The sequence below is a fragment of the Arcicella aurantiaca genome, assembly GCF_003148625.1.
GTDB classification, from domain to species: domain Bacteria; phylum Bacteroidota; class Bacteroidia; order Cytophagales; family Spirosomataceae; genus Arcicella; species Arcicella aurantiaca.
On the sequence record NZ_QGGO01000004.1, the window covers coordinates 156696 to 174529 of the forward strand.

General features: G+C 36.0%; 16 protein-coding genes and 2 tRNA genes. 16 read left to right on the plus strand and 2 right to left on the minus strand.

Annotated features, from left to right (window positions below; genetic code table 11):
• The first annotated feature begins 86 nt into the window (after positions 1-86).
• From LV89_RS05120 to LV89_RS05145, 6 genes are all read left to right on the plus strand, one after another.
• The gene (locus LV89_RS05120; protein ID WP_158279514.1) at positions 87-413 is read left to right on the plus strand and encodes a helix-turn-helix domain-containing protein; all 327 of its coding nucleotides are present in this window, start codon (positions 87-89) and stop codon (positions 411-413) included.
• Positions 413-718, plus strand: a complete 306-nt coding sequence (locus tag LV89_RS05125) for a hypothetical protein (protein WP_146199080.1) — start codon at positions 413-415, stop codon at positions 716-718. The genes LV89_RS05120 and LV89_RS05125 overlap by 1 nt, the downstream gene beginning before the upstream one ends.
• Positions 708-1721, plus strand: coding sequence for an AAA family ATPase (locus LV89_RS05130; protein WP_158279515.1), 1014 nt, complete (start codon positions 708-710; stop codon positions 1719-1721). The genes LV89_RS05125 and LV89_RS05130 overlap by 11 nt, the downstream gene beginning before the upstream one ends.
• A gap of 89 nt (positions 1722-1810) precedes the next feature.
• Positions 1811-1972: a DUF4248 domain-containing protein gene (locus tag LV89_RS05135; protein ID WP_146199081.1), complete on the plus strand. Its 162-nt coding sequence runs from the start codon at positions 1811-1813 to the stop codon at positions 1970-1972.
• A gap of 128 nt (positions 1973-2100) precedes the next feature.
• Positions 2101-2526: a hypothetical protein gene (locus LV89_RS05140; RefSeq protein WP_109741804.1), complete on the plus strand. Its 426-nt coding sequence runs from the start codon at positions 2101-2103 to the stop codon at positions 2524-2526.
• Between the two features lie 14 nt (positions 2527-2540).
• Positions 2541-2783: a hypothetical protein gene (locus LV89_RS05145; RefSeq protein WP_146199082.1), complete on the plus strand. Its 243-nt coding sequence runs from the start codon at positions 2541-2543 to the stop codon at positions 2781-2783.
• A 131-nt stretch (positions 2784-2914) separates the two neighbouring features.
• Here the strand turns inward: LV89_RS05145 and LV89_RS05150 are convergent.
• Positions 2915-2991: transfer RNA gene (locus tag LV89_RS05150), tRNA-Asp, on the minus strand.
• 129 nt (positions 2992-3120) lie between these two features.
• Here LV89_RS05150 and LV89_RS05155 point away from each other — a divergent pair.
• The 7 genes from LV89_RS05155 to LV89_RS05185 all read left to right on the plus strand — a co-directional run bounded on the left by LV89_RS05155 (position 3121) and on the right by LV89_RS05185 (position 10897).
• On the plus strand, positions 3121-3645 hold the full coding sequence (locus LV89_RS05155; protein WP_109741806.1) for a DinB family protein: 525 nt from the start codon (positions 3121-3123) through the stop codon (positions 3643-3645).
• A gap of 180 nt (positions 3646-3825) precedes the next feature.
• On the plus strand, positions 3826-4590 hold the full coding sequence (dapF, locus tag LV89_RS05160) for a diaminopimelate epimerase (protein ID WP_109741807.1): 765 nt from the start codon (positions 3826-3828) through the stop codon (positions 4588-4590).
• A gap of 81 nt (positions 4591-4671) precedes the next feature.
• Entirely contained in the window at positions 4672-5520 is an 849-nt protein-coding gene (locus tag LV89_RS05165; protein ID WP_109741808.1) for a prephenate dehydrogenase, read from the plus strand.
• 456 nt (positions 5521-5976) lie between these two features.
• The gene (locus tag LV89_RS05170; protein WP_109741809.1) at positions 5977-7539 is read left to right on the plus strand and encodes a DUF1800 domain-containing protein; all 1563 of its coding nucleotides are present in this window, start codon (positions 5977-5979) and stop codon (positions 7537-7539) included.
• 69 nt (positions 7540-7608) lie between these two features.
• Positions 7609-9198, plus strand: coding sequence for a DUF1501 domain-containing protein (locus LV89_RS05175; protein WP_109741810.1), 1590 nt, complete (start codon positions 7609-7611; stop codon positions 9196-9198).
• Between the two features lie 95 nt (positions 9199-9293).
• Positions 9294-9375 (plus strand) — tRNA-Leu (locus LV89_RS05180).
• Positions 9376-9568: 193 nt separating this feature from the next.
• A complete protein-coding gene (locus LV89_RS05185; protein ID WP_109741811.1) occupies positions 9569-10897 on the plus strand; it encodes a trigger factor in 1329 nt (442 codons plus the stop codon).
• A gap of 377 nt (positions 10898-11274) precedes the next feature.
• On the opposite strand, the gene LV89_RS05190 is transcribed toward LV89_RS05185, so the two are convergent.
• Positions 11275-14136 (minus strand): T9SS type B sorting domain-containing protein, encoded by a 2862-nt coding sequence (locus tag LV89_RS05190; protein ID WP_146199083.1) that lies wholly within the window; start codon positions 14134-14136, stop codon positions 11275-11277.
• Positions 14137-14586: 450 nt separating this feature from the next.
• Between LV89_RS05190 and LV89_RS05195 the strand changes: the two genes are divergently transcribed.
• The 3 genes from LV89_RS05195 to LV89_RS05205 all read left to right on the plus strand — a co-directional run bounded on the left by LV89_RS05195 (position 14587) and on the right by LV89_RS05205 (position 17813).
• Complete coding sequence (locus tag LV89_RS05195) at positions 14587-15258, plus strand: succinate dehydrogenase cytochrome b subunit (protein WP_109741813.1); 672 nt, start codon at positions 14587-14589, stop codon at positions 15256-15258.
• 86 nt (positions 15259-15344) lie between these two features.
• Positions 15345-17327, plus strand: coding sequence for a fumarate reductase/succinate dehydrogenase flavoprotein subunit (locus tag LV89_RS05200; protein WP_109741814.1), 1983 nt, complete (start codon positions 15345-15347; stop codon positions 17325-17327).
• Between the two features lie 99 nt (positions 17328-17426).
• On the plus strand, positions 17427-17813 hold the full coding sequence (locus tag LV89_RS05205) for a four helix bundle protein (RefSeq protein ID WP_109741815.1): 387 nt from the start codon (positions 17427-17429) through the stop codon (positions 17811-17813).
• The last annotated feature ends 21 nt before the right edge of the window (positions 17814-17834 follow it).

The following is a 17834-nucleotide window of genomic DNA, read 5'->3' on the forward strand; positions in this document are numbered from 1 at the left end:
AAAGTGGAGCAAATTACCAATCACTAACCACTCAACTAACTCCCACTTGGTGCAACATTATGAATAACACCCCAAAATTAGTCTTAATGACTTCAGAAGAATTAGAACATCTAATTCAAAACTCAGTTCGTGAAGCTCTTTCCGAGCATTCAAATCCAACCCCAAAAGGCAAAACTTTTCAGCCACACGAGTATCTTTCAATAGAAGAGGCTTCTATTTTTCTCAAACGTTCCATTAGTACCCTGTATAGCGATTGCCACAATAATTCAATCCCTTTCTACAAACGTGGAAAATTCAACTATTTCTTGAAATCTGAATTAGATGAATGGTTGGCTTCTGGGAGAAAAAAAACTGCTAAGGAAATAAGAGAAGAGGCTCTGTCAAATCTTTCAACAAAAGGAGGTAGAAGATGATGGCACAGGAGCAACTAAAACAACTCATCAATGAGCGTACTTCGGAGTTAGAGAAGTACGCCCTAACTCCAAATGCCAAAGATTGGTATATTGAGAAAGAGAACAAACTTTTAGCATCTCTGACAGATGTTTTCAATGAGCTTAATTGTTTACGTTATCATAATATCTGGCAAGAAGTGGAATCGTATTGGCAACATCAACGAGCAAATAACCAAGACTTTAATGGTATTCAGTTAGATGTAAGGTACAAACCGATAGGATTACTACATTATTTACCTCTAAACCTTTATGAACATGGAATTTAATCCCGTAAGTAAGAAGCAACCAGATTTAGAGACACCAGAAAAGACAAAAGAGAAAGAAGGTTTGCTTGTAGTTCGTACCGCTAACGCTTGTATAGATGATGCTAAGAATCAAGCAGTCCCTTTAAGTCTTTGCGGAAATTTTTGGTTTGAAGGAGAGGTCGCTATCTTATTTGCAGATACCAATGTTGGTAAATCTATTTTTGCGGTACAATCAGCCAACAATATTAGTGATGGTAATAGTGAAGGCATGTTTGGTTCAAAAGCACCACCTCAAAAAGTCATTTATCTCGACTTTGAACTATCTGATAAGCAATTTGAAAGGCGTTACTCCGTAGAATGGGAGAATCATTATTTGTTTAATAGTAATTTTCTCCGTGTAATGATTAATGTTAGTTTTACCGATTTTGAGAACTTTGAAAAGCAATTATTTGAAGAAATTGAAAATATTCTGATAAGAGAGCAGGCAAAGGTTTTGATTGTTGATAACATCACTTACTTACGTATGCAATCCACAGAATCAGGAAAAGAAGCATTGCCATTAATGAAGCATTTAATTCAGCTCAAGAATAAATTGAGTTTGTCTATGATGATATTGGCACACACTCCTAAGCGGTCTAATCCTATGAATCCTTTAACAGTGAATGATTTAGCAGGCAGTAAGCAATTAGCCAATTTTGCTGATTCTATTTTTTGTATAGGGAAAAGTAGTCAAGGAGAGCATTTACGCTATGTTAAACAAGTAAAAGCACGTTCTTGTGGTGTCTCTGACAATGTGATGGTTTGTGAGTTAGATAAACCGTACAATTTTTTAGGGTTTACTTTTAAAAAGGAAGACAAAGAAAGTAATCATTTACAAACCAAAAGTGAAGCAGAGGAAGAATTGAAGGAAATGATTACGGCATTGAAAAATGATAATTCAGAGCTTTCCCTGAGAGAAATTGCTAAAGAGTTGGATATTAATCACATGAAGGTTAAACGACTCTGTGAAAAATATAATCTGTAACAGTTGTAACAGCCGTAACGAGGTGTTACAACCGTTACACTTGTTACAGTATAAATTTTATAAAAATGGAAATTCATAAATATCCAACAATGACACGAACACAATTAGCACAACAATATCAAGTATGCTTACCAACATTCAATAGAATGTTATCAATGATTCCAGATTTTACATATGATAAAAACTTACGAACATTAACTCCAAAACAGGTTGGATTAATCTATCAACATCTTGGAGAACCTCCTGATTAACTGGAATTAACTTGAATTAACCTTGATTAACCCTCATTAACCCGAAAGTAATTAATGAGGGTTAATTACTTTTGTGTCAGTAAGTTATAGAGGATTAACCACTAATTATTTTTAATTCAAAGCATAAAATGAAAGAAATTAAAACAGGCAGAGCATTACAATTGGAAGGACTCCAATTCGCTCAAAACAAAGTAACATTAGGTTTCAAGTGCGATGCAGGAACAAAAATACAATTAGCACAAGAAGCACAGCAAACAGGAATGACGTTGAGTGAGTACGTTGATACTGTAATTTCCACACGCCACTCATTACAAAACCAAACCCCGAAAAGTACCTCGGAACTAATCCCAAAGATGGAAATGCAAAAGAAGCAAATTCAACAATTAGAGGCGAAGGTAAATTTCTACGAAAATGATTTATTGAAAAAAGCCTTTCAGTTGTATAAAAACAAGTCTGTTCCTTACACTAATCACTTGGGGCAACAAACATACCGAGTTGTTAATCAAATTGAAGATGTTTATTTAATCCTTACAGATATTGTAAAACTTGCTTAAATATAATGTTCTATGTGGTTTCAAATCCATTTGTAGAAATGGCACAAGGTGCAGTCTCAAATGGTCTTGGTTACATTGCCAAGCAAAGTGAAAAAAGTGAAAATTTTGCTTGGCTTTGGTGGATTGCGGGAGTATTATTAACGTGTGTAGCTTTCCTTTTTTTTATCAATTATCAAGAAAAAAAAGATGAAAAGAAAAAGACCTCCTTAGAACAACAAAATAAACTTGCTGAGAAACAAAAAGAAATCACTTCCTAACGGGAGTGATTTCTTTTTTTCGGTTTAAACAAAAATTCAAAAATGTTTAAACTATGTTTAAACCAAGATTTTAAGTTTAAACCAAATAAAAGAAAAAAGTCTGATAATCTTCTGATTATCAGACTTTTAATTGGCGGTCTGGACGGGACTCGAACCCGCGACCCCATGCGTGACAGGCATGTATTCTAACCAACTGAACTACCAAACCTTTTACTTTATCTCCTAAACGAGCTGATTTTGATTTCAGAACCATTTCATTGTCGTTGATTGTGATGCAAAATTAGTCGAAATTTCTGACAATGCAATACCTTTGTGAAAAAAAAAACGAAAAAAAATTATGAATAGGCCTCTCCAGAGCGAATATCCGCAGAATATTTACTTCTCTTACTACATAGAACAAGTTGAAAATCAAAATGTTATTGAAGCACTTACGAGTCAAAAAGATTTTGTAAAAAATTTGTATAAAAATTTGTCTGAAGCACAAAAAAACTTCAAATATGCCGAAGGGAAGTGGTCGCCACACGAAATTTTGGGTCATTTAACAGATACTGAAAGAATTTTTGGGTATCGTGCTTTGTGTATTGCACGAGGAGAAAAGCAATCTCTACCTCCTTTTGATGAAAATAATTATGCAAATGCTGCAAAATTTTCTGAACAAAGTTTTGAATCTTTGTTTGAACAGTATCGTTTAGTCCGTGAAGGGTCTATTGCTTTATTTTCAACTTTCTCTGATGAAGTTGCTTCTCAAATTGGTTTTGCAAATAATAATCCTGTTTCGGCTCGTGCTTTGGTGACGATGATTGCTGGACATGAATTACATCATTTGAAAGTTTTAAAAGAAAAATATTTAATCGGACAATAATGGAACACTGATGACACTGATGCTTCGCAACGCAGATTTAAAAGGATTTTATTTTTAAGACTTGCATTTTACTAAACAGCTTTAGGCTTAGATGGTAAAACGTATCTCTATAAATAGAAAATCTCTTTAAATCTGTGTTACGTAGTATCTGTGTCATCTGCGTTCCCCAAAAATAGCGTTATGAAATTTTATAAATATCAAGGTACAGGTAATGATTTTGTGGTTATTGATGACCGTGATGAAACGTTTCCTGTTTCTCAAAAATTAATTGCAGATTTATGCCACCGCCGTTTTGGTGTTGGGGCGGATGGACTTATGCTTTTGCAAAACGCAGAAGGGTATGATTTCAGAATGGTCTATTTCAATTCTGATGGTACTGAAGGCTCTATGTGTGGTAATGGCGGACGTTGTCTGGTTCGTTTTGCTCATGATTTAGGAATCATTGGAGACTCTACTGTTTTTATTGCTACTGATGGCGAACATGAAGCGAAAGTTAGTCCAGAAGTTGTTTCTCTAAAAATGATTGATGTTAACAATATTGAAAAAACAGAATCTTATGATTTCATGAATACAGGTTCTCCTCATTATGTGGAATACGTTGATGATTTAGAGAATTTGGATGTTTATGCTAAAGGAAAAGCTGTACGATATGGTGAACCATTTGTAAGCAAAGGAGGAACAAATGTTAATTTCGTAGAAGTAGTTGGCGATAATAAATTAAATGTTCGGACGTATGAGCGTGGCGTTGAAGATGAAACTTATGCCTGCGGAACGGGCGTAACTGCTTGTGCTTTGTCGGCAAATTCGAGACTGGGCTTTGATAAATTCGTGGACATTAAAGTGGTTGGGGGAAATCTTAGAATTGAGTTTAACCGTACAGAAAACGGCTACGACAATATTTATCTAATTGGTCCTGCCGTAAAAGTTTTTGAAGGAAATATCTAAAAATAGTGATGCGTTATGAGTGTTATTCATGCACATAACTTATTACTCATAACGCATCCTTTATAACTTATCACTAAAAATATGACAATTACTATTGTTGGACTTGGACTCATTGGTGGCTCAATGGCTCTGAGTTTGAAAGAAAATAAATTTGCTGATAAAATAATTGGTGTTGATAATAACATTTTACATACCGAAAAAGCTCTTGTATTAGGCTTAGTTGACGTTATCGCTACATTGGATGAAGCCATTAATGAGTCGGATATTATTATCATGGCTACGCCTGTGGATACGCTTATCTCTTTACTCCCGAAAGTGTTGGATGTCATTTCTCCTAATCACGTAGTTATTGAGGTTGGTTCAACAAAAAAGCCTGTGATTGATGCGGTAAAATCGCACCCAAATCGTCAGAACTTTGTGGCAACTCACCCGATGGCAGGAACTGAATTTTCGGGACCAGATGCTGCCATTAGGAATTTATTTGACCATAAAAATTGTGTACTTTGTGATATTGAAGATTCTAAACCTGAATTGATTGAACTTATCAAGAAAATGTACGAAAATGGACTTAAAATGCGAGTAACTTATCTGGATTCAACGGCTCATGATATTCATACGGCTTATATTTCGCATATTTCACACATTTGTTCTTTTGCTCTTGCATCCACCGTTTTGGCAAAGGAAAAAGATGAAGAAAGTATTTTCAATTTGGCAAGTTCTGGATTTGAATCAACGGTTCGTTTGGCGAAGTCTAACCCCGAAACTTGGATTCCTATTTTCCGCCAAAATCAAGAAAATATTATTGACGTCTTAGACGAATATATCACAACGCTACTGAAATTCAAGGGTTTAATGATTTCAGATAGCTACGACAAATTCAAAGACTATCTTACACAAGCCAATGATATTAAGCGTATTTTGAATAAGTAAGTACAAGGACGATTTAAGAATTACGATTATCATAAACTTGATTATCAATGGTTTGTGATATTTCGAAATAGCGTTTCATTTTGTCCTAATACTTAAATATAAAGAAGTTATTTAAAGAGAATCAATAATTGTTTGAATTCTTTTTAAATCAAATAAAAACTCATTTTAGCGTCAATGACTCAAAACTCATTGACGCTTTTTTTATGTAATCTATTGAACAATAATGTGTTATTGACTTTTTTCAAGTAGAAAATATTATATTTAATCTTTAAATGATAACATAAAAAATCTTTAATATTTCTCAGAATATTGTATTTTTGAGAAATGACCACTTGAGAAAACGACCTTCTATTCACCTGCCAATCAATTATTTACAATTTCTTCCCGACACGTTAAACCATTGTATTTCTTTACAATCTAATCATTAAACTCTTATATTAAACTTCCGAAAAATTTATGGCATTGATTGACGCTTTCACGCAAAATCTCACGGCTCGTCAAGTAACACATTTGTTGCGTAGGGCATCCTTCGGAGCAACTCCTGCCCAAGTAAAGGAATTTACTGGCAAAAAATCTGATTTTGTCGTTCAAAAATTACTGGCAACTCAGCCAATCCCATCAGACCCAACTGATGAAAATCAGAAGACTTCCCATGATTTAGTATGGGGAGGAACTGGTACAAACGATACCGAACGTAACGCTTTTGATGGAACTCGTCGTGGACGACTCAAATTATGGTGGGTTGGCTTGATGATTTCGCAACCTGTTTCTTTATTAGAAAAGACAACATTATTCTGGCAAAACCATTTTGTTTCTACCTCCACCGAGGTATCGGATGTTCGTTTTTTATATCGTCAAAATCAATTATTACGTAAATATGCTTTTGGCAATTTTAAAGAGTTTGTGATTGAAATCACCAAAGACCCTTCGATGCTCATCTATCTGGACGGAGCAAGTAATGTTGTAGGTAAACCTAACGAAAATTATGCTCGTGAATTGATGGAATTATTTACCATTGGTCGTGGAAATTATACAGAAGATGACGTAAAAGCAGCAGCACGGGTATTAACAGGTTGGCGTTCTCTGAATTACCGAAACATCACTTCAACATATATCGGCTCAGAGTTTAGGTCGGCACAACATGATGTAGCTGATAAAGTTTTTTCAGACTTATATCAAAAAAAGACTATAAAATCAACGACAGGTACTGCCACAGGAGAAAATGAATTAAAAGAGTTGATTGACATGATTTTGGCACAACCAGAAACTGCACGTTTTATTGTCAGAAAATTTTATCGTTGGTTTGTTCAAGCCGACATTTCGGAGCAAATTGAAAAAGATTTTATTGAACCCTTAGCCGCTATTTTTAGAAAAAATTATGATATAAAAATTACACTACAAACACTTTTTAATAGTCAACATTTTTATGATGAAACACTCTGGGGTTCACAAATAAAGTCACCAGCAGACTTGGTAATAGGCACATTGAGAAACTTCAATTATCAACTTCCAGACCCCGTAAAAGACCGCACCAAGTACGATGCGGCAACCAATTATTTCAATGCTCGATTGAAAGAACAGCAAATGGATATTATTGACCAACCTAATGTTTTTGGCTGGAGACCATACTATGATACTGATTTCTATGAGATTTGGATAAACTCTACAACGCTTGCTTTGAGAGGGAGTTGGACTGACTATCTTGTAAAAGGAGCTACGGCAACGGCATTGGATATTAATACTTTAGGACTACCACTGGTAACTTCTGACCCACGAGACCCTTATAAAATGGTCAAGGAATTAACCGATTCTTTACTTTCTTTCTCTTTAACCGACGACCAAGTGAAATACTTAGTTGAACAGCCTTTAATGGCAGGTTCACCGTATTATGAATGGGTAACAATTTGGGATGAATACACCAATGCACCAACTAATGCAACCAAGAAAAATAACGCTAAAACACGTTTAGACCGATTAGTGAATTTTATTCTAAGATTAGCTGAATTTCAAATGGGATAATTTTCGATTTTGATATTTATCAAATCAAAATTATTTTGAATTGCTCAATCCATTAAATCCCAAATTAACATGAAACGTAGAGATTTTTTACAATATACTTCAGCATCGTTTTTTTTACCTCTGATTCTTGACGGATTTGGAGCTAAAGCACATACCCAAGCAACAACACCGTTTATGCAAGCCATGTTGGATGCTGCCGATACCAACGACAATATTTTAGTTGTCATTCAATTATCAGGTGGAAACGATGGGTTAAACATGGTTTTACCAATCGACCAATATAAAACGTATTCTTCTACTGGTGTACGAGAAAATATTGCCATTAGTGAAAGTAAAATATTAAAACTCAATAATGCCCCTCAAACAGGATTACACCCTTCAATGACAGGCTTACAAAGACTCTATAATGAGGGGAAATTATCCATTGTGCATTCTGCGGGCTATCCTAATCCTAATTTTTCACATTTCCGTGCCAGTGATATTTGGTTTACTGCGGTAGATTCAGACAAAATTTCTACTTCGGGATGGTTGGGGAGATACGTTTCGGATAGATACCCCAACTTTCTTGATAATTATCCAAATACCACTAACCCTGACCCATTAGCCATTCAGATTTCTTCTATTTCTGCAACAATTTTCAATACAACATCTATAACATCGGCTATTGCTATTCAAGACCCTGACGCATTTGCAAGAATTGTAGGAGATAAACCCAGTATAAGCCCAAGCCCATTACCCAAAACAGCAGGCGGGAAATATACTGCTTTTGTTCGCCAGCAACAAACCTCCTCATTTGCCTACGCAGGGCAATTGAAAACAGCCTCAGGTTTAGGAAAGAACTTTGTCACATATCCTACCAGCAATAGTTTGGCAGACCAATTAAAAATTGTTGCAAGGCTTATTCATGGAGGTTTGCAAACAAAAATTTATTACGTTACACTCGGAGGATTCGACACACACTCAGACCAAGTAATTTCAACCGATACTTCCACAGGCACTCATGCAACCCTTATGCAACGGCTATCAGAAGGAATCACTGCCTTTATGGACGATTTAAAAGCACAAGGAACGCAAGACCGTGTGGTGGGCATGACATTCTCAGAATTTGGACGTCGTGGATTTTCAAATGGAAGTAAAGGAACTGACCACGGATGGGCTGCACCTTTATTTGTTTTTGGCAATGCCGTAAAAACGCAAATCATAGGTAAAAATCCAGATTTGAGCCTCCTCACTACCAAAGACAACAACATTCCTTTACAAACTGATTTTAGAACTGTTTATGCGGCAATTTTACAGGATTGGATGGGGGCAAGTGCCAGCTCTGTAAAAAATATTTTATTAGACCAAACCTTTAAACCTGTTCCGATTTTCAAAGCACCAGCAGTATTGGCAAATGAAAATGAAACACCGTTGACAGACTTGACCATTTTCCCGAACCCAGCTCAAGTAGAAACCATTATTTCGTCAGAAGCCTTTGCTAAAAACAATGTCGAGTTTTTAATAACAGACGTGTATGGACGTAATTTTAACACCAATCCAACACGGGTTTCTCGGACTGAGATTTCGTTAAATGTTAGTAATATTCCAGATGGAAAATATTTTGTAAAAGTGGATACAGGAGGCGAACCATTAGTAAAAGCATTGATGGTTTTAAAATAATTTCAAAAAAAATGAAAAATTTTTGCAAAACCATTTGCAAATAAAAAAACCTCTTCCTAATTTTGCACTCCCAAAAGGAACAATCCTCAACGCAAGCGGGCGTGGTGGAATTGGTAGACATACCAGACTTAGGATCTGGCGCCGTGAGGCATGGGGGTTCGAGTCCCTCCGCCCGTACTTTTATTCAAAGCCCTCTCAACCGAAACGGTTTTGAGGGCTTTTTTGATTTTAGATTGTCTATTTCGGAATGCGGATTTACGAAATTTCAATCTGAAATAATTCTCAATAGTTTTATAAAATTGATGACAAACATTGATTTTACGGAAAAATAAAATCCGAAATCCGCAATCGACAATCCGAAATCAAAAAGATGAACATTTCTCTCGAAAAAAGTACCCCTGTAAATGCCCGTTTGGTCGTTTCAATTGTAGAAGCAGATTACAAACCTCAAGTTGATAAAAATCTTAAAGATTATCGTAAGCGTGCTAATATCAAAGGCTTTCGTCCGGGTATGGTACCAATGCAGATGGTTCAAAAGATGTTTGGTAAATCAATTTTAGTTGATGAAATCAATCAAATGTTGGGTAAGGCTGTACAAGAATATATCCGTGAAAATAATCTTAATCTTGTAGGTGAGCCAATGCCTGCACGTGAGGAGCAAGACCGTATTGATTGGGACAACCAAAAGGATTTCGATTTTGCTTATAACCTTGGTTTAGCAGGTGAGTTTGCTGTTGATTTTGATAAAATTCCTGCTGTAAAGACTTATGATATTCAAGCAACTGAAAAAGAAGTAGAAGAAACGCTTGAGAATTTAAAGAAAAACGGTGGCGAGCAAATTCACCCAGATTCTATTGAAGAAGGTGATATGATTTTCGGAACATTTACGCAAGGTGAATGGTCAGAAAAATCGGCTATTCCTTTCAAAGCTATCAAAGAAGAAGCAAAAGGAACTTTCATCGGAGCTGCTAAAGATGCTACTTTAACCTTTGACTTACAAGCTACTTTTGTTGATGAAAAATCAATTGAATTAGCTACTGGAAATAAAACGGGTTTAACGGGTGAAGTAACTTTTGTAGTAGAAGATATTACTCGTCAAATGCCTGCTGAATTGAATCAAGCATTTTTTGATAAAATTTTAGGTGAAGGTAAAGTTTCTTCGGAAGAAGAATTCCGTGCTGAAATCATGGAAATTATCAAATCTAACTACAAGCGTGAATCAGAATATTTATTGAAAATTGATTCTGAAAAAGCTTTATTAGAAAATATTTCTATTGAATTACCTGAAGAGTTTTTGAAAACTTGGTTAGTTGAAATCAACGAGGGTAAATTTACGCCAGAACAAATTGAAGAAGATTTTGACAATGTTAAGAAAGACATTCGTTGGAATTTAATCAAAAACGAAATTGCTACGAAAAACGAAATCAAAGTTGAATATCCAGAAGTTTTAGAAAGAACTAAAGATATGATTCGTGGACAGTTCGGTATGATGGGTGGTGCTGACGATAGCATGAATGAAATGATTGAGCGTATCGCAAACGGATATTTGACAGACAAGAATAAACAAGACAATTTCATGAAGATGTTTAATGAAGTTTATGCTTCTAAAATCTCTGATGTAATTGTAGCCAATATGAAAATTGAATCAAAGAGTATTGATGTAGAAGAGTTCAAGCAAATTGCTGATAGCTTAGTATAATTATCAATTCTCAGTAAAAACGCCATGAAATTAAGTTTTCATGGCGTTTTTTGTTTGAACTATGATTGATAGGATTCGTTGATTATAAGATAAATTTATGAGGTTACAGAACGATTCGGAAGTCTATACTACGACTTCAATAACCGCAGACGGGGTGAAAAACCGCCGTCAGGGTATTTGGTCGAAACCCTGACGGCGGTTTTTCACCCCGTCTGCGGTTTGCGTCAATAAGTACATTGTTCCTAAACGATTTATGATTTGTAAAAATTATGAAATATTCTAATCTTATAAATCATAGTTCAAACAAACAAAAAACGTCGTTGAACAATTCGATTATGGAAGTGTTCAACGACGTTTAAAATTTATTGTCAAAACTATTATCTAACCAATTCTACCCAGCCTTTTAAACTTAATAATGGCGAAGCTGGGTCTAATGTTAAGAATTGTACGTCACAAGTATAAAAATATGACCCTGCTGGCATTTGATTGCCAGAAGCATCTGTTCCGTTCCATTCTAATTTTGGACCTGTATATTCATAAACTTTTTGTCCTGCACGATTATAAACAATGAAGTTTACACCTTGCACCGCTTGTGGGCATTTCATTGCTTGAAAAATATCATTTTTACCGTCACCATTTGGCGTAAAGATATTTGGCAATTCAAAGCTGGTACAATTGTCTTTACAAACTACATTACTTCTTTCACTTTCTTTACCAAAACGGTTCGTTGCCGTTACATAATAACAACCCAAATATGAGTCTGTTTTTGTATGTGTAAATGCTTTCTCTGGTGGTGTTGGCGATGTAACCTCTCCTATCTTTGTGAAAGCTGCACCAGAACGTGCGGAGAAATAAATGGTATATTTCACAATCTCAGGGTCGCATTCCTCAATAGCACTTGTTTTGGTTGGCATTGTCCATTTCAACTTGTTTTCAAAAGTGGTTTGATTACACTTTGAAGCGTCATTTTTAATCTGATTACAATCTAAAATATCAATTGTTAAGTCAGGAGGACACGGTAACAGGAATGGTGTTGCACAAGTAATTTGCGAGAAATTATACAGCAATGCTGGTTTTATTTTCGCATCACCGTAAGTTCCAACAGTTTCAATTTTATAACAATATGAAGAATCAGGAGACATTTTAGCAAGAACAATTCCATCTGCGGCATAAGTATCTGCTCCTGTATCTGTAAATCTAAATGAGCTTGTGTTTGTAACAGGAACGTCGGCTATTCTGTTAAAAATACCAGAACCTTGTTTGGTTTCACGATAGATTCTGTGAGCTTGATTGTCGTTAGTCCAAGGTACAGTAGCTTGCCATGTCAAACTTACATTTTTCAATCCGCCTGTTGCCGTTAAACGTACACTACTTGCCATTTCGGCAGTATCTAATGCCGTCAATGTTGCGTTATCTGTGTAATAAAAAACTAAACGATAGCGATATACATTATTAGTAGTATTCAGTGCTTTATCGGTGAAAAGTGTATCCAATTTCCCGACGGTCAAATCTGTATCAATATTTGGTGATACTTGTGTAAAGCCCGTAGCACCTGTTTCGCCAGTTGCTCTGAATAAACGGAATTGATATGGTCCTTTAAACTGTACTTTATCCAAACTTATTGGACGAGTCCATCTCACCGTAATTTCTCCATTGGTAGCATCAGTTTTATCAACGGTAACATTGGTAATTACTGGCCCTTGAAATGGTAAATTAGCACAAACTTGGTCTGAAGTTACACTCATGGTAGTATTTGTTCCATTAGTGAATAATACCACAGTACGATAACTATAATCAGTATTTCGTTTAAGATTTCTATCTGTAAAAGTTGTTGCATTTACAGGTACACGACCCACTTCTACATATCCTAAATTAGCAGGTAAACCAACGGTACAAACAGGAGGTTTATAGGTATCACAACCTTCTTTTCGGTAAATAATGATAACCGCACCTGTGTTTTGACACGCATAACTATCCCATTGTAAAGTCATGGTTCGGCTACCTGCGTTTGGCGTAAGTTTTAGATTTTTAATTCTTGGGGCAATCACTTTAATACGCCAGTTTTTACTATCTACTAAGCTCGGAATACTTTTAGAAAGTGGCAAATCAGATACTTTAAATAAAATATCATAAGGTTCTTGCCTGATATGACTACAACTTGTTTTCCAAACGAATCTTCCAGAAGCGGTAGATGGTTGATTAGCCGTTGAAGTAAATACCGCATAATCAGGCGAAATAAATGTTGTTCCGTCAGGTAATTTATATACCGCTCCTGTTGATAAAATAGTCAAATTATCCATTCTACCTGTTTTTGAAGGAGTATCAGTTGCCGTAATAATTTCATTTATTGACGTCCCAGCTTCCACACAAATATCGTCAGGGATTTTTATTTTGGGGGCAGCGTTATCAGCATCTTTTACTTCAATTTGCATATCACGCACCGTTATTGAAATCAGTACGCCATTTCTCCATTCTTCTACAATAAAGGCACAGTTATACAAACCTTGTTCTTGTGGAACATCCCAAACTAAATCTCCTGTGCGTGGATTAATGGTAAAGTTACTTGAGGCAGAAGCGACCTCATTGGGCTGAACAAAACCCGTAATTGCCGTTCCTCGGTCTTTACAATCATCTTGATTACCTTTTCTACAAGGAACTAACTTATAGGCAAGACTATCCCCCTCTACATCAATTGCGTTAGGGTTATGAATAAATTTCTGTCCTATCACTGCCGTTAAATCAACTGCGGGGTTCAATAAAATGGGCGTCGAGTTTTGCCCCAAACCCGGATTCACCTTCAAAATTGTTTCTACATAAAAAGGAATTTGGTCGGAAGTTCCCGCCATGTTTCTTACATTGGCATTTCTGTTAGAAATCGCTACCGAAACCTTATAGTCAGCCGCAGCCGCAAAAGTATAAGTAGCTTTATAAACTCCTTTGGCTACACCATTGCCAAGGTCTTCACCATTTCCTCCTCCATTAATTCTGGGAGCTTCAATGATAACACCTAATCCATCTCCAAAGCAAAATTTAGCCGTTTTTTGTTGACTCCAAGCTGTCAATCCGCCTCCAGAAGTATTATCACAATAAATGGTTAGCGTAAATTCATAAGTGAGTGAAGTGGTAGAAATCCTTTTAATAGAAATCTCACCTCCTCTCAAGTGAGTGGCGTAAGTTTTGGTAGAGTAAAGGCTCAGAAAAAATCCCAGCACGAGGATATATAGTAATCTTAATTTCATGTGACGTTGAATAAAAAGGTCAAGCTTTTGCCCACAAGTTAAAACATTATTTTTTTTTACCGACAAACAAAACAAATTTTTAAAACACAAGGTTGAAAAATCAAATGTTTCGATACCGTTTTTAATAAAACAGAATTTAACGGCACATTCTTATTTTATTGTAAAAAAACGTAAAAACATTATAAATAATTGCGAAAAAGTGATAGATAATTTGAAAGACAGCCGTTTGGGTAGTAGTTTTGGAGTAAGTTATTTGTGAATTGTGATTGGTGATTAGTGATTGGCTGAGAATGTTTGTTGGTTTTATTAAAGACTTCGTTTGTGAAATTATTAAACAAAATTATCTCTTTGAAAAATCTTCAACTAATCAGTAATTTCTAACCATCAGCAATTAGTCACTAATTACCAATAACTAATAACTTAATTACTGATAACTAAAACAAATAAAAAATGTCTTGGGTAACAAAAACATTAACAAGTTCATTGGGTAGAAAACTCATTATGGCTGTTACGGGGCTTTCGTTAATTGCCTTTCTTGTAGTGCATTGTGCAATTAATGCTTGTATTTTTCTTAATGATGGAGGGCATACATTCAACGAAGCCGCTGAATTTATGGCACACAATTTATTCATCAGAATTTCAGAAGTTGGTCTTATGGCAGGACTTCTTATTCACATCGTGGATGGATTGATGCTTTGGAAATCAAACAACGAAAAACGTCCAGTAAAGTATGCAGTTGTAAAAGGCGAAGCTAACTCAACTTGGTATTCTCGTTCAATGGGTCTTTTAGGTTCATTATTATTGATTTTCTTGGTAGTTCACTTACGTCACTTTTGGGTAGTAAGTCGTTTTACTGATGTCATTTCTGGAGGACAAAAAACTCTTTTCCAAGAAATGGTAGAGGTTTTTGCTAACCCTATTCCAGTAGTATTGTATGTTGTAGGATGTCTTTCTTTGGCTTACCATTTATTACATGGTTTCCAGAGTGCCTTCCAAACAATGGGTTGGAATCACCCAAAATACACTCCTTTTGTTAAATGTTTAGGTGCAGGATTCTCAATTCTTATTCCTTTGATATTTGCTGCCATGCCAATTGCCATGCACTTGGGTTGGATTAAATAATCTTTAAGTCATAAGTCAATAGTTGTAAGTTTTTAGGATATAGTAAATTGGTAAACTGAAGACTTCTAACTGAAATAAATACGTTTATGTCAACTAAATTAGATGCTAAAATACCTAACGGTTCAATTGATGAAAAATGGACAAAGTTCAAATCATCAGTACCTTTAGTAAACCCTGCTAACAAGCGGAATATCGAAGTTATCGTGGTAGGTACTGGCTTAGCTGGTGCTTCTGCTGCTGCTTCATTGGCTGAATTAGGATACAAAGTGAAAGCTTTCTGTTTCCAAGATTCTCCACGTAGAGCTCACTCAATTGCTGCTCAAGGTGGTATCAATGCTGCCAAAAATTACCAAAATGATGGTGACTCTATTCACCGTTTATTTTATGATACCATTAAAGGTGGTGACTACCGTGCAAGAGAAGCAAACGTACACCGTTTAGCTGAAGTTTCTGGTAATATTATCGACCAATGTGTGGCTCAAGGTGTTCCTTTTGCTCGTGAATATGGTGGGTTATTATCAAACCGTTCATTTGGTGGTACGCAAGTACAACGTACTTTTTATGCTGCTGGACAAACTGGACAACAATTATTGTTAGGTGCTTATTCTGCTTTACAACGTCAGGTTGGTTTAGGTAACGTAACGATGTACACTCGCCACGAAATGATGGACGTAGTAATGATTGACGGCAAAGCTCGTGGTATCATTGCTCGTGATTTGATTTCTGGTAAATTAGAAAGACATTTCGGACACGCTGTGTTATTGTGTACAGGTGGATATGGTAACGTATTCTATCTTTCTACAAACGCAATGGGGTCTAACGTAACGGCTGCTTGGAAAGCTCACCGCAAAGGTGCATTCTTCGCAAACCCTTGCTATACACAAATTCACCCAACTTGTATTCCTGTATCAGGCGACCACCAATCGAAATTGACTTTGATGTCAGAATCATTGCGTAATGACGGTCGTATTTGGGTTCCTAAAAAACAAAATGATACTCGTTTAGCCGTTCAAATTCCAGAAGATGAGCGTGATTATTATTTAGAACGTCGTTATCCTGCTTTTGGTAACTTAGTGCCTCGTGATATTGCCTCTCGTGCGGCTAAAGAACGTTGTGATGCAGGTTATGGTGTGGGTACTTCTAAAATGGCAGTTTATCTTGACTATGCAGAAGCTATCTTACGTTATGGTCGTATCGAAGCCAACAAAAAAGGACTTGCTAATCCATCTACTGAAGAATTGCAAGTAATGGGTAAAGAAGTAGTAAAAGAGAAATACGGTAACTTGTTTGATATGTATAAGCAAATTACTGGCGAAGACCCTTACGAAGTTCCAATGCGTATTTATCCTGCGGTTCACTATACAATGGGTGGACTTTGGGTTGATTATAACTTAATGACAACTGTTCCTGGGCTTTATGCTTTGGGAGAAGCAAACTTCTCTGACCACGGTGCTAACCGTTTGGGAGCTTCTGCTTTAATGCAAGGTTTGGCTGATGGTTATTTCGTATTACCATATACAATTGGTGCTTATTTGGCAGGAGATATTCGTACAAAAGCAATCCCAACTGATGCTCCTGAGTTTGTGGCTTCTGAAAAAGCTGTTCAAGAGACTATTGACAAATTGATGGGTATTAAAGGCACGAAATCTGTTGATTATTTCCATAAGAAATTAGGAAAAATCATGTGGGATAAGTGTGGTATGGCTCGTAACGAAGCTGGTTTGAAAGAAGCAATCGTTGAAATTCAAGCATTACAGAAAGAATTCTGGGCAGATGTAAGAATTCCGGGAGATGCAGACGAATTCAACCCAGAATTAGAAAAAGCGGCTCGTGTAGCTGACTTCTTAGAACTTGGCGAATTGATGTGTATTGATGCTCTTAACCGTAATGAATCATGTGGAGGACACTTCCGTGAAGAATTCCAAGAAGACGGCGGAGAAGCAAAACGTGATGACGAAAACTATATGTATGTTGCCGCATGGGAATACAAAGGTCAGTCAGCGTATGAATTACACAAAGAAGAGTTAGTTTACGAAAATATTAAAATTGCTCAAAGAAATTATAAATAGTGGTTAGGGGTTGGGATTTAGGATTTAGATATAGAAACGTAATTACGTAAAATAAACTAAGTTCTAAATCTTAACTTTCATAATATAGTTCTCAAAACAATGATAAAAAGTTATAAAGATTTACGAGTTTGGCAAAAAGCGATTGAGCTTGTAACCTTTATCTATAATTTATCAAAAAGTTTTCCCAAAGATGAAACATTTGGGCTTACCTCTCAATTAAGACGTGCAACGGTATCAGTTTCACTCAATATTGCAGAAGGATATGGACGACACAGTACCCAAAGTTATATTCAATTTTTAAGAATAGCTCGTGGGTCAATTATGGAAGCAGAAACCTGTATTATTATTTCAGAGAATTTAGGTTATATCACAAATATTCAGGCGTTAGAGGGTAAAAAGAAAATAGAAGAAGTTCTGATTTTATTAAACAGCTTATTAAAATCATTGAATGAAAAGTTAAATCTTCCGAGTGAAGGGCAACACTAAATCCTACCCCCCAACCCCTAA

Excerpts from the sequence above, each read along its gene's own strand:
- LV89_RS05120 (WP_158279514.1), top strand. The coding sequence starts at position 87 with ATGACTTCAGAAGAATTAGAACATCTAATTCAAAACTCAGTTCGTGAA.
- LV89_RS05125 (WP_146199080.1), top strand. The coding sequence starts at position 413 with ATGGCACAGGAGCAACTAAAACAACTCATCAATGAGCGTACTTCGGAG.
- LV89_RS05130 (WP_158279515.1), top strand. The coding sequence starts at position 708 with ATGGAATTTAATCCCGTAAGTAAGAAGCAACCAGATTTAGAGACACCA.
- LV89_RS05135 (WP_146199081.1), top strand. The coding sequence starts at position 1,811 with ATGACACGAACACAATTAGCACAACAATATCAAGTATGCTTACCAACA.
- LV89_RS05140 (WP_109741804.1), top strand. The coding sequence starts at position 2,101 with ATGAAAGAAATTAAAACAGGCAGAGCATTACAATTGGAAGGACTCCAA.
- LV89_RS05155 (WP_109741806.1), top strand. The coding sequence starts at position 3,121 with ATGAATAGGCCTCTCCAGAGCGAATATCCGCAGAATATTTACTTCTCT.
- dapF (WP_109741807.1), top strand. The coding sequence starts at position 3,826 with ATGAAATTTTATAAATATCAAGGTACAGGTAATGATTTTGTGGTTATT.
- LV89_RS05165 (WP_109741808.1), top strand. The coding sequence starts at position 4,672 with ATGACAATTACTATTGTTGGACTTGGACTCATTGGTGGCTCAATGGCT.
- LV89_RS05170 (WP_109741809.1), top strand. The coding sequence starts at position 5,977 with ATGGCATTGATTGACGCTTTCACGCAAAATCTCACGGCTCGTCAAGTA.
- LV89_RS05175 (WP_109741810.1), top strand. The coding sequence starts at position 7,609 with ATGAAACGTAGAGATTTTTTACAATATACTTCAGCATCGTTTTTTTTA.
- LV89_RS05185 (WP_109741811.1), top strand. The coding sequence starts at position 9,569 with ATGAACATTTCTCTCGAAAAAAGTACCCCTGTAAATGCCCGTTTGGTC.
- LV89_RS05190 (WP_146199083.1), bottom strand. The coding sequence starts at position 14,136 with ATGAAATTAAGATTACTATATATCCTCGTGCTGGGATTTTTTCTGAGC.
- LV89_RS05195 (WP_109741813.1), top strand. The coding sequence starts at position 14,587 with ATGTCTTGGGTAACAAAAACATTAACAAGTTCATTGGGTAGAAAACTC.
- LV89_RS05200 (WP_109741814.1), top strand. The coding sequence starts at position 15,345 with ATGTCAACTAAATTAGATGCTAAAATACCTAACGGTTCAATTGATGAA.
- LV89_RS05205 (WP_109741815.1), top strand. The coding sequence starts at position 17,427 with ATGATAAAAAGTTATAAAGATTTACGAGTTTGGCAAAAAGCGATTGAG.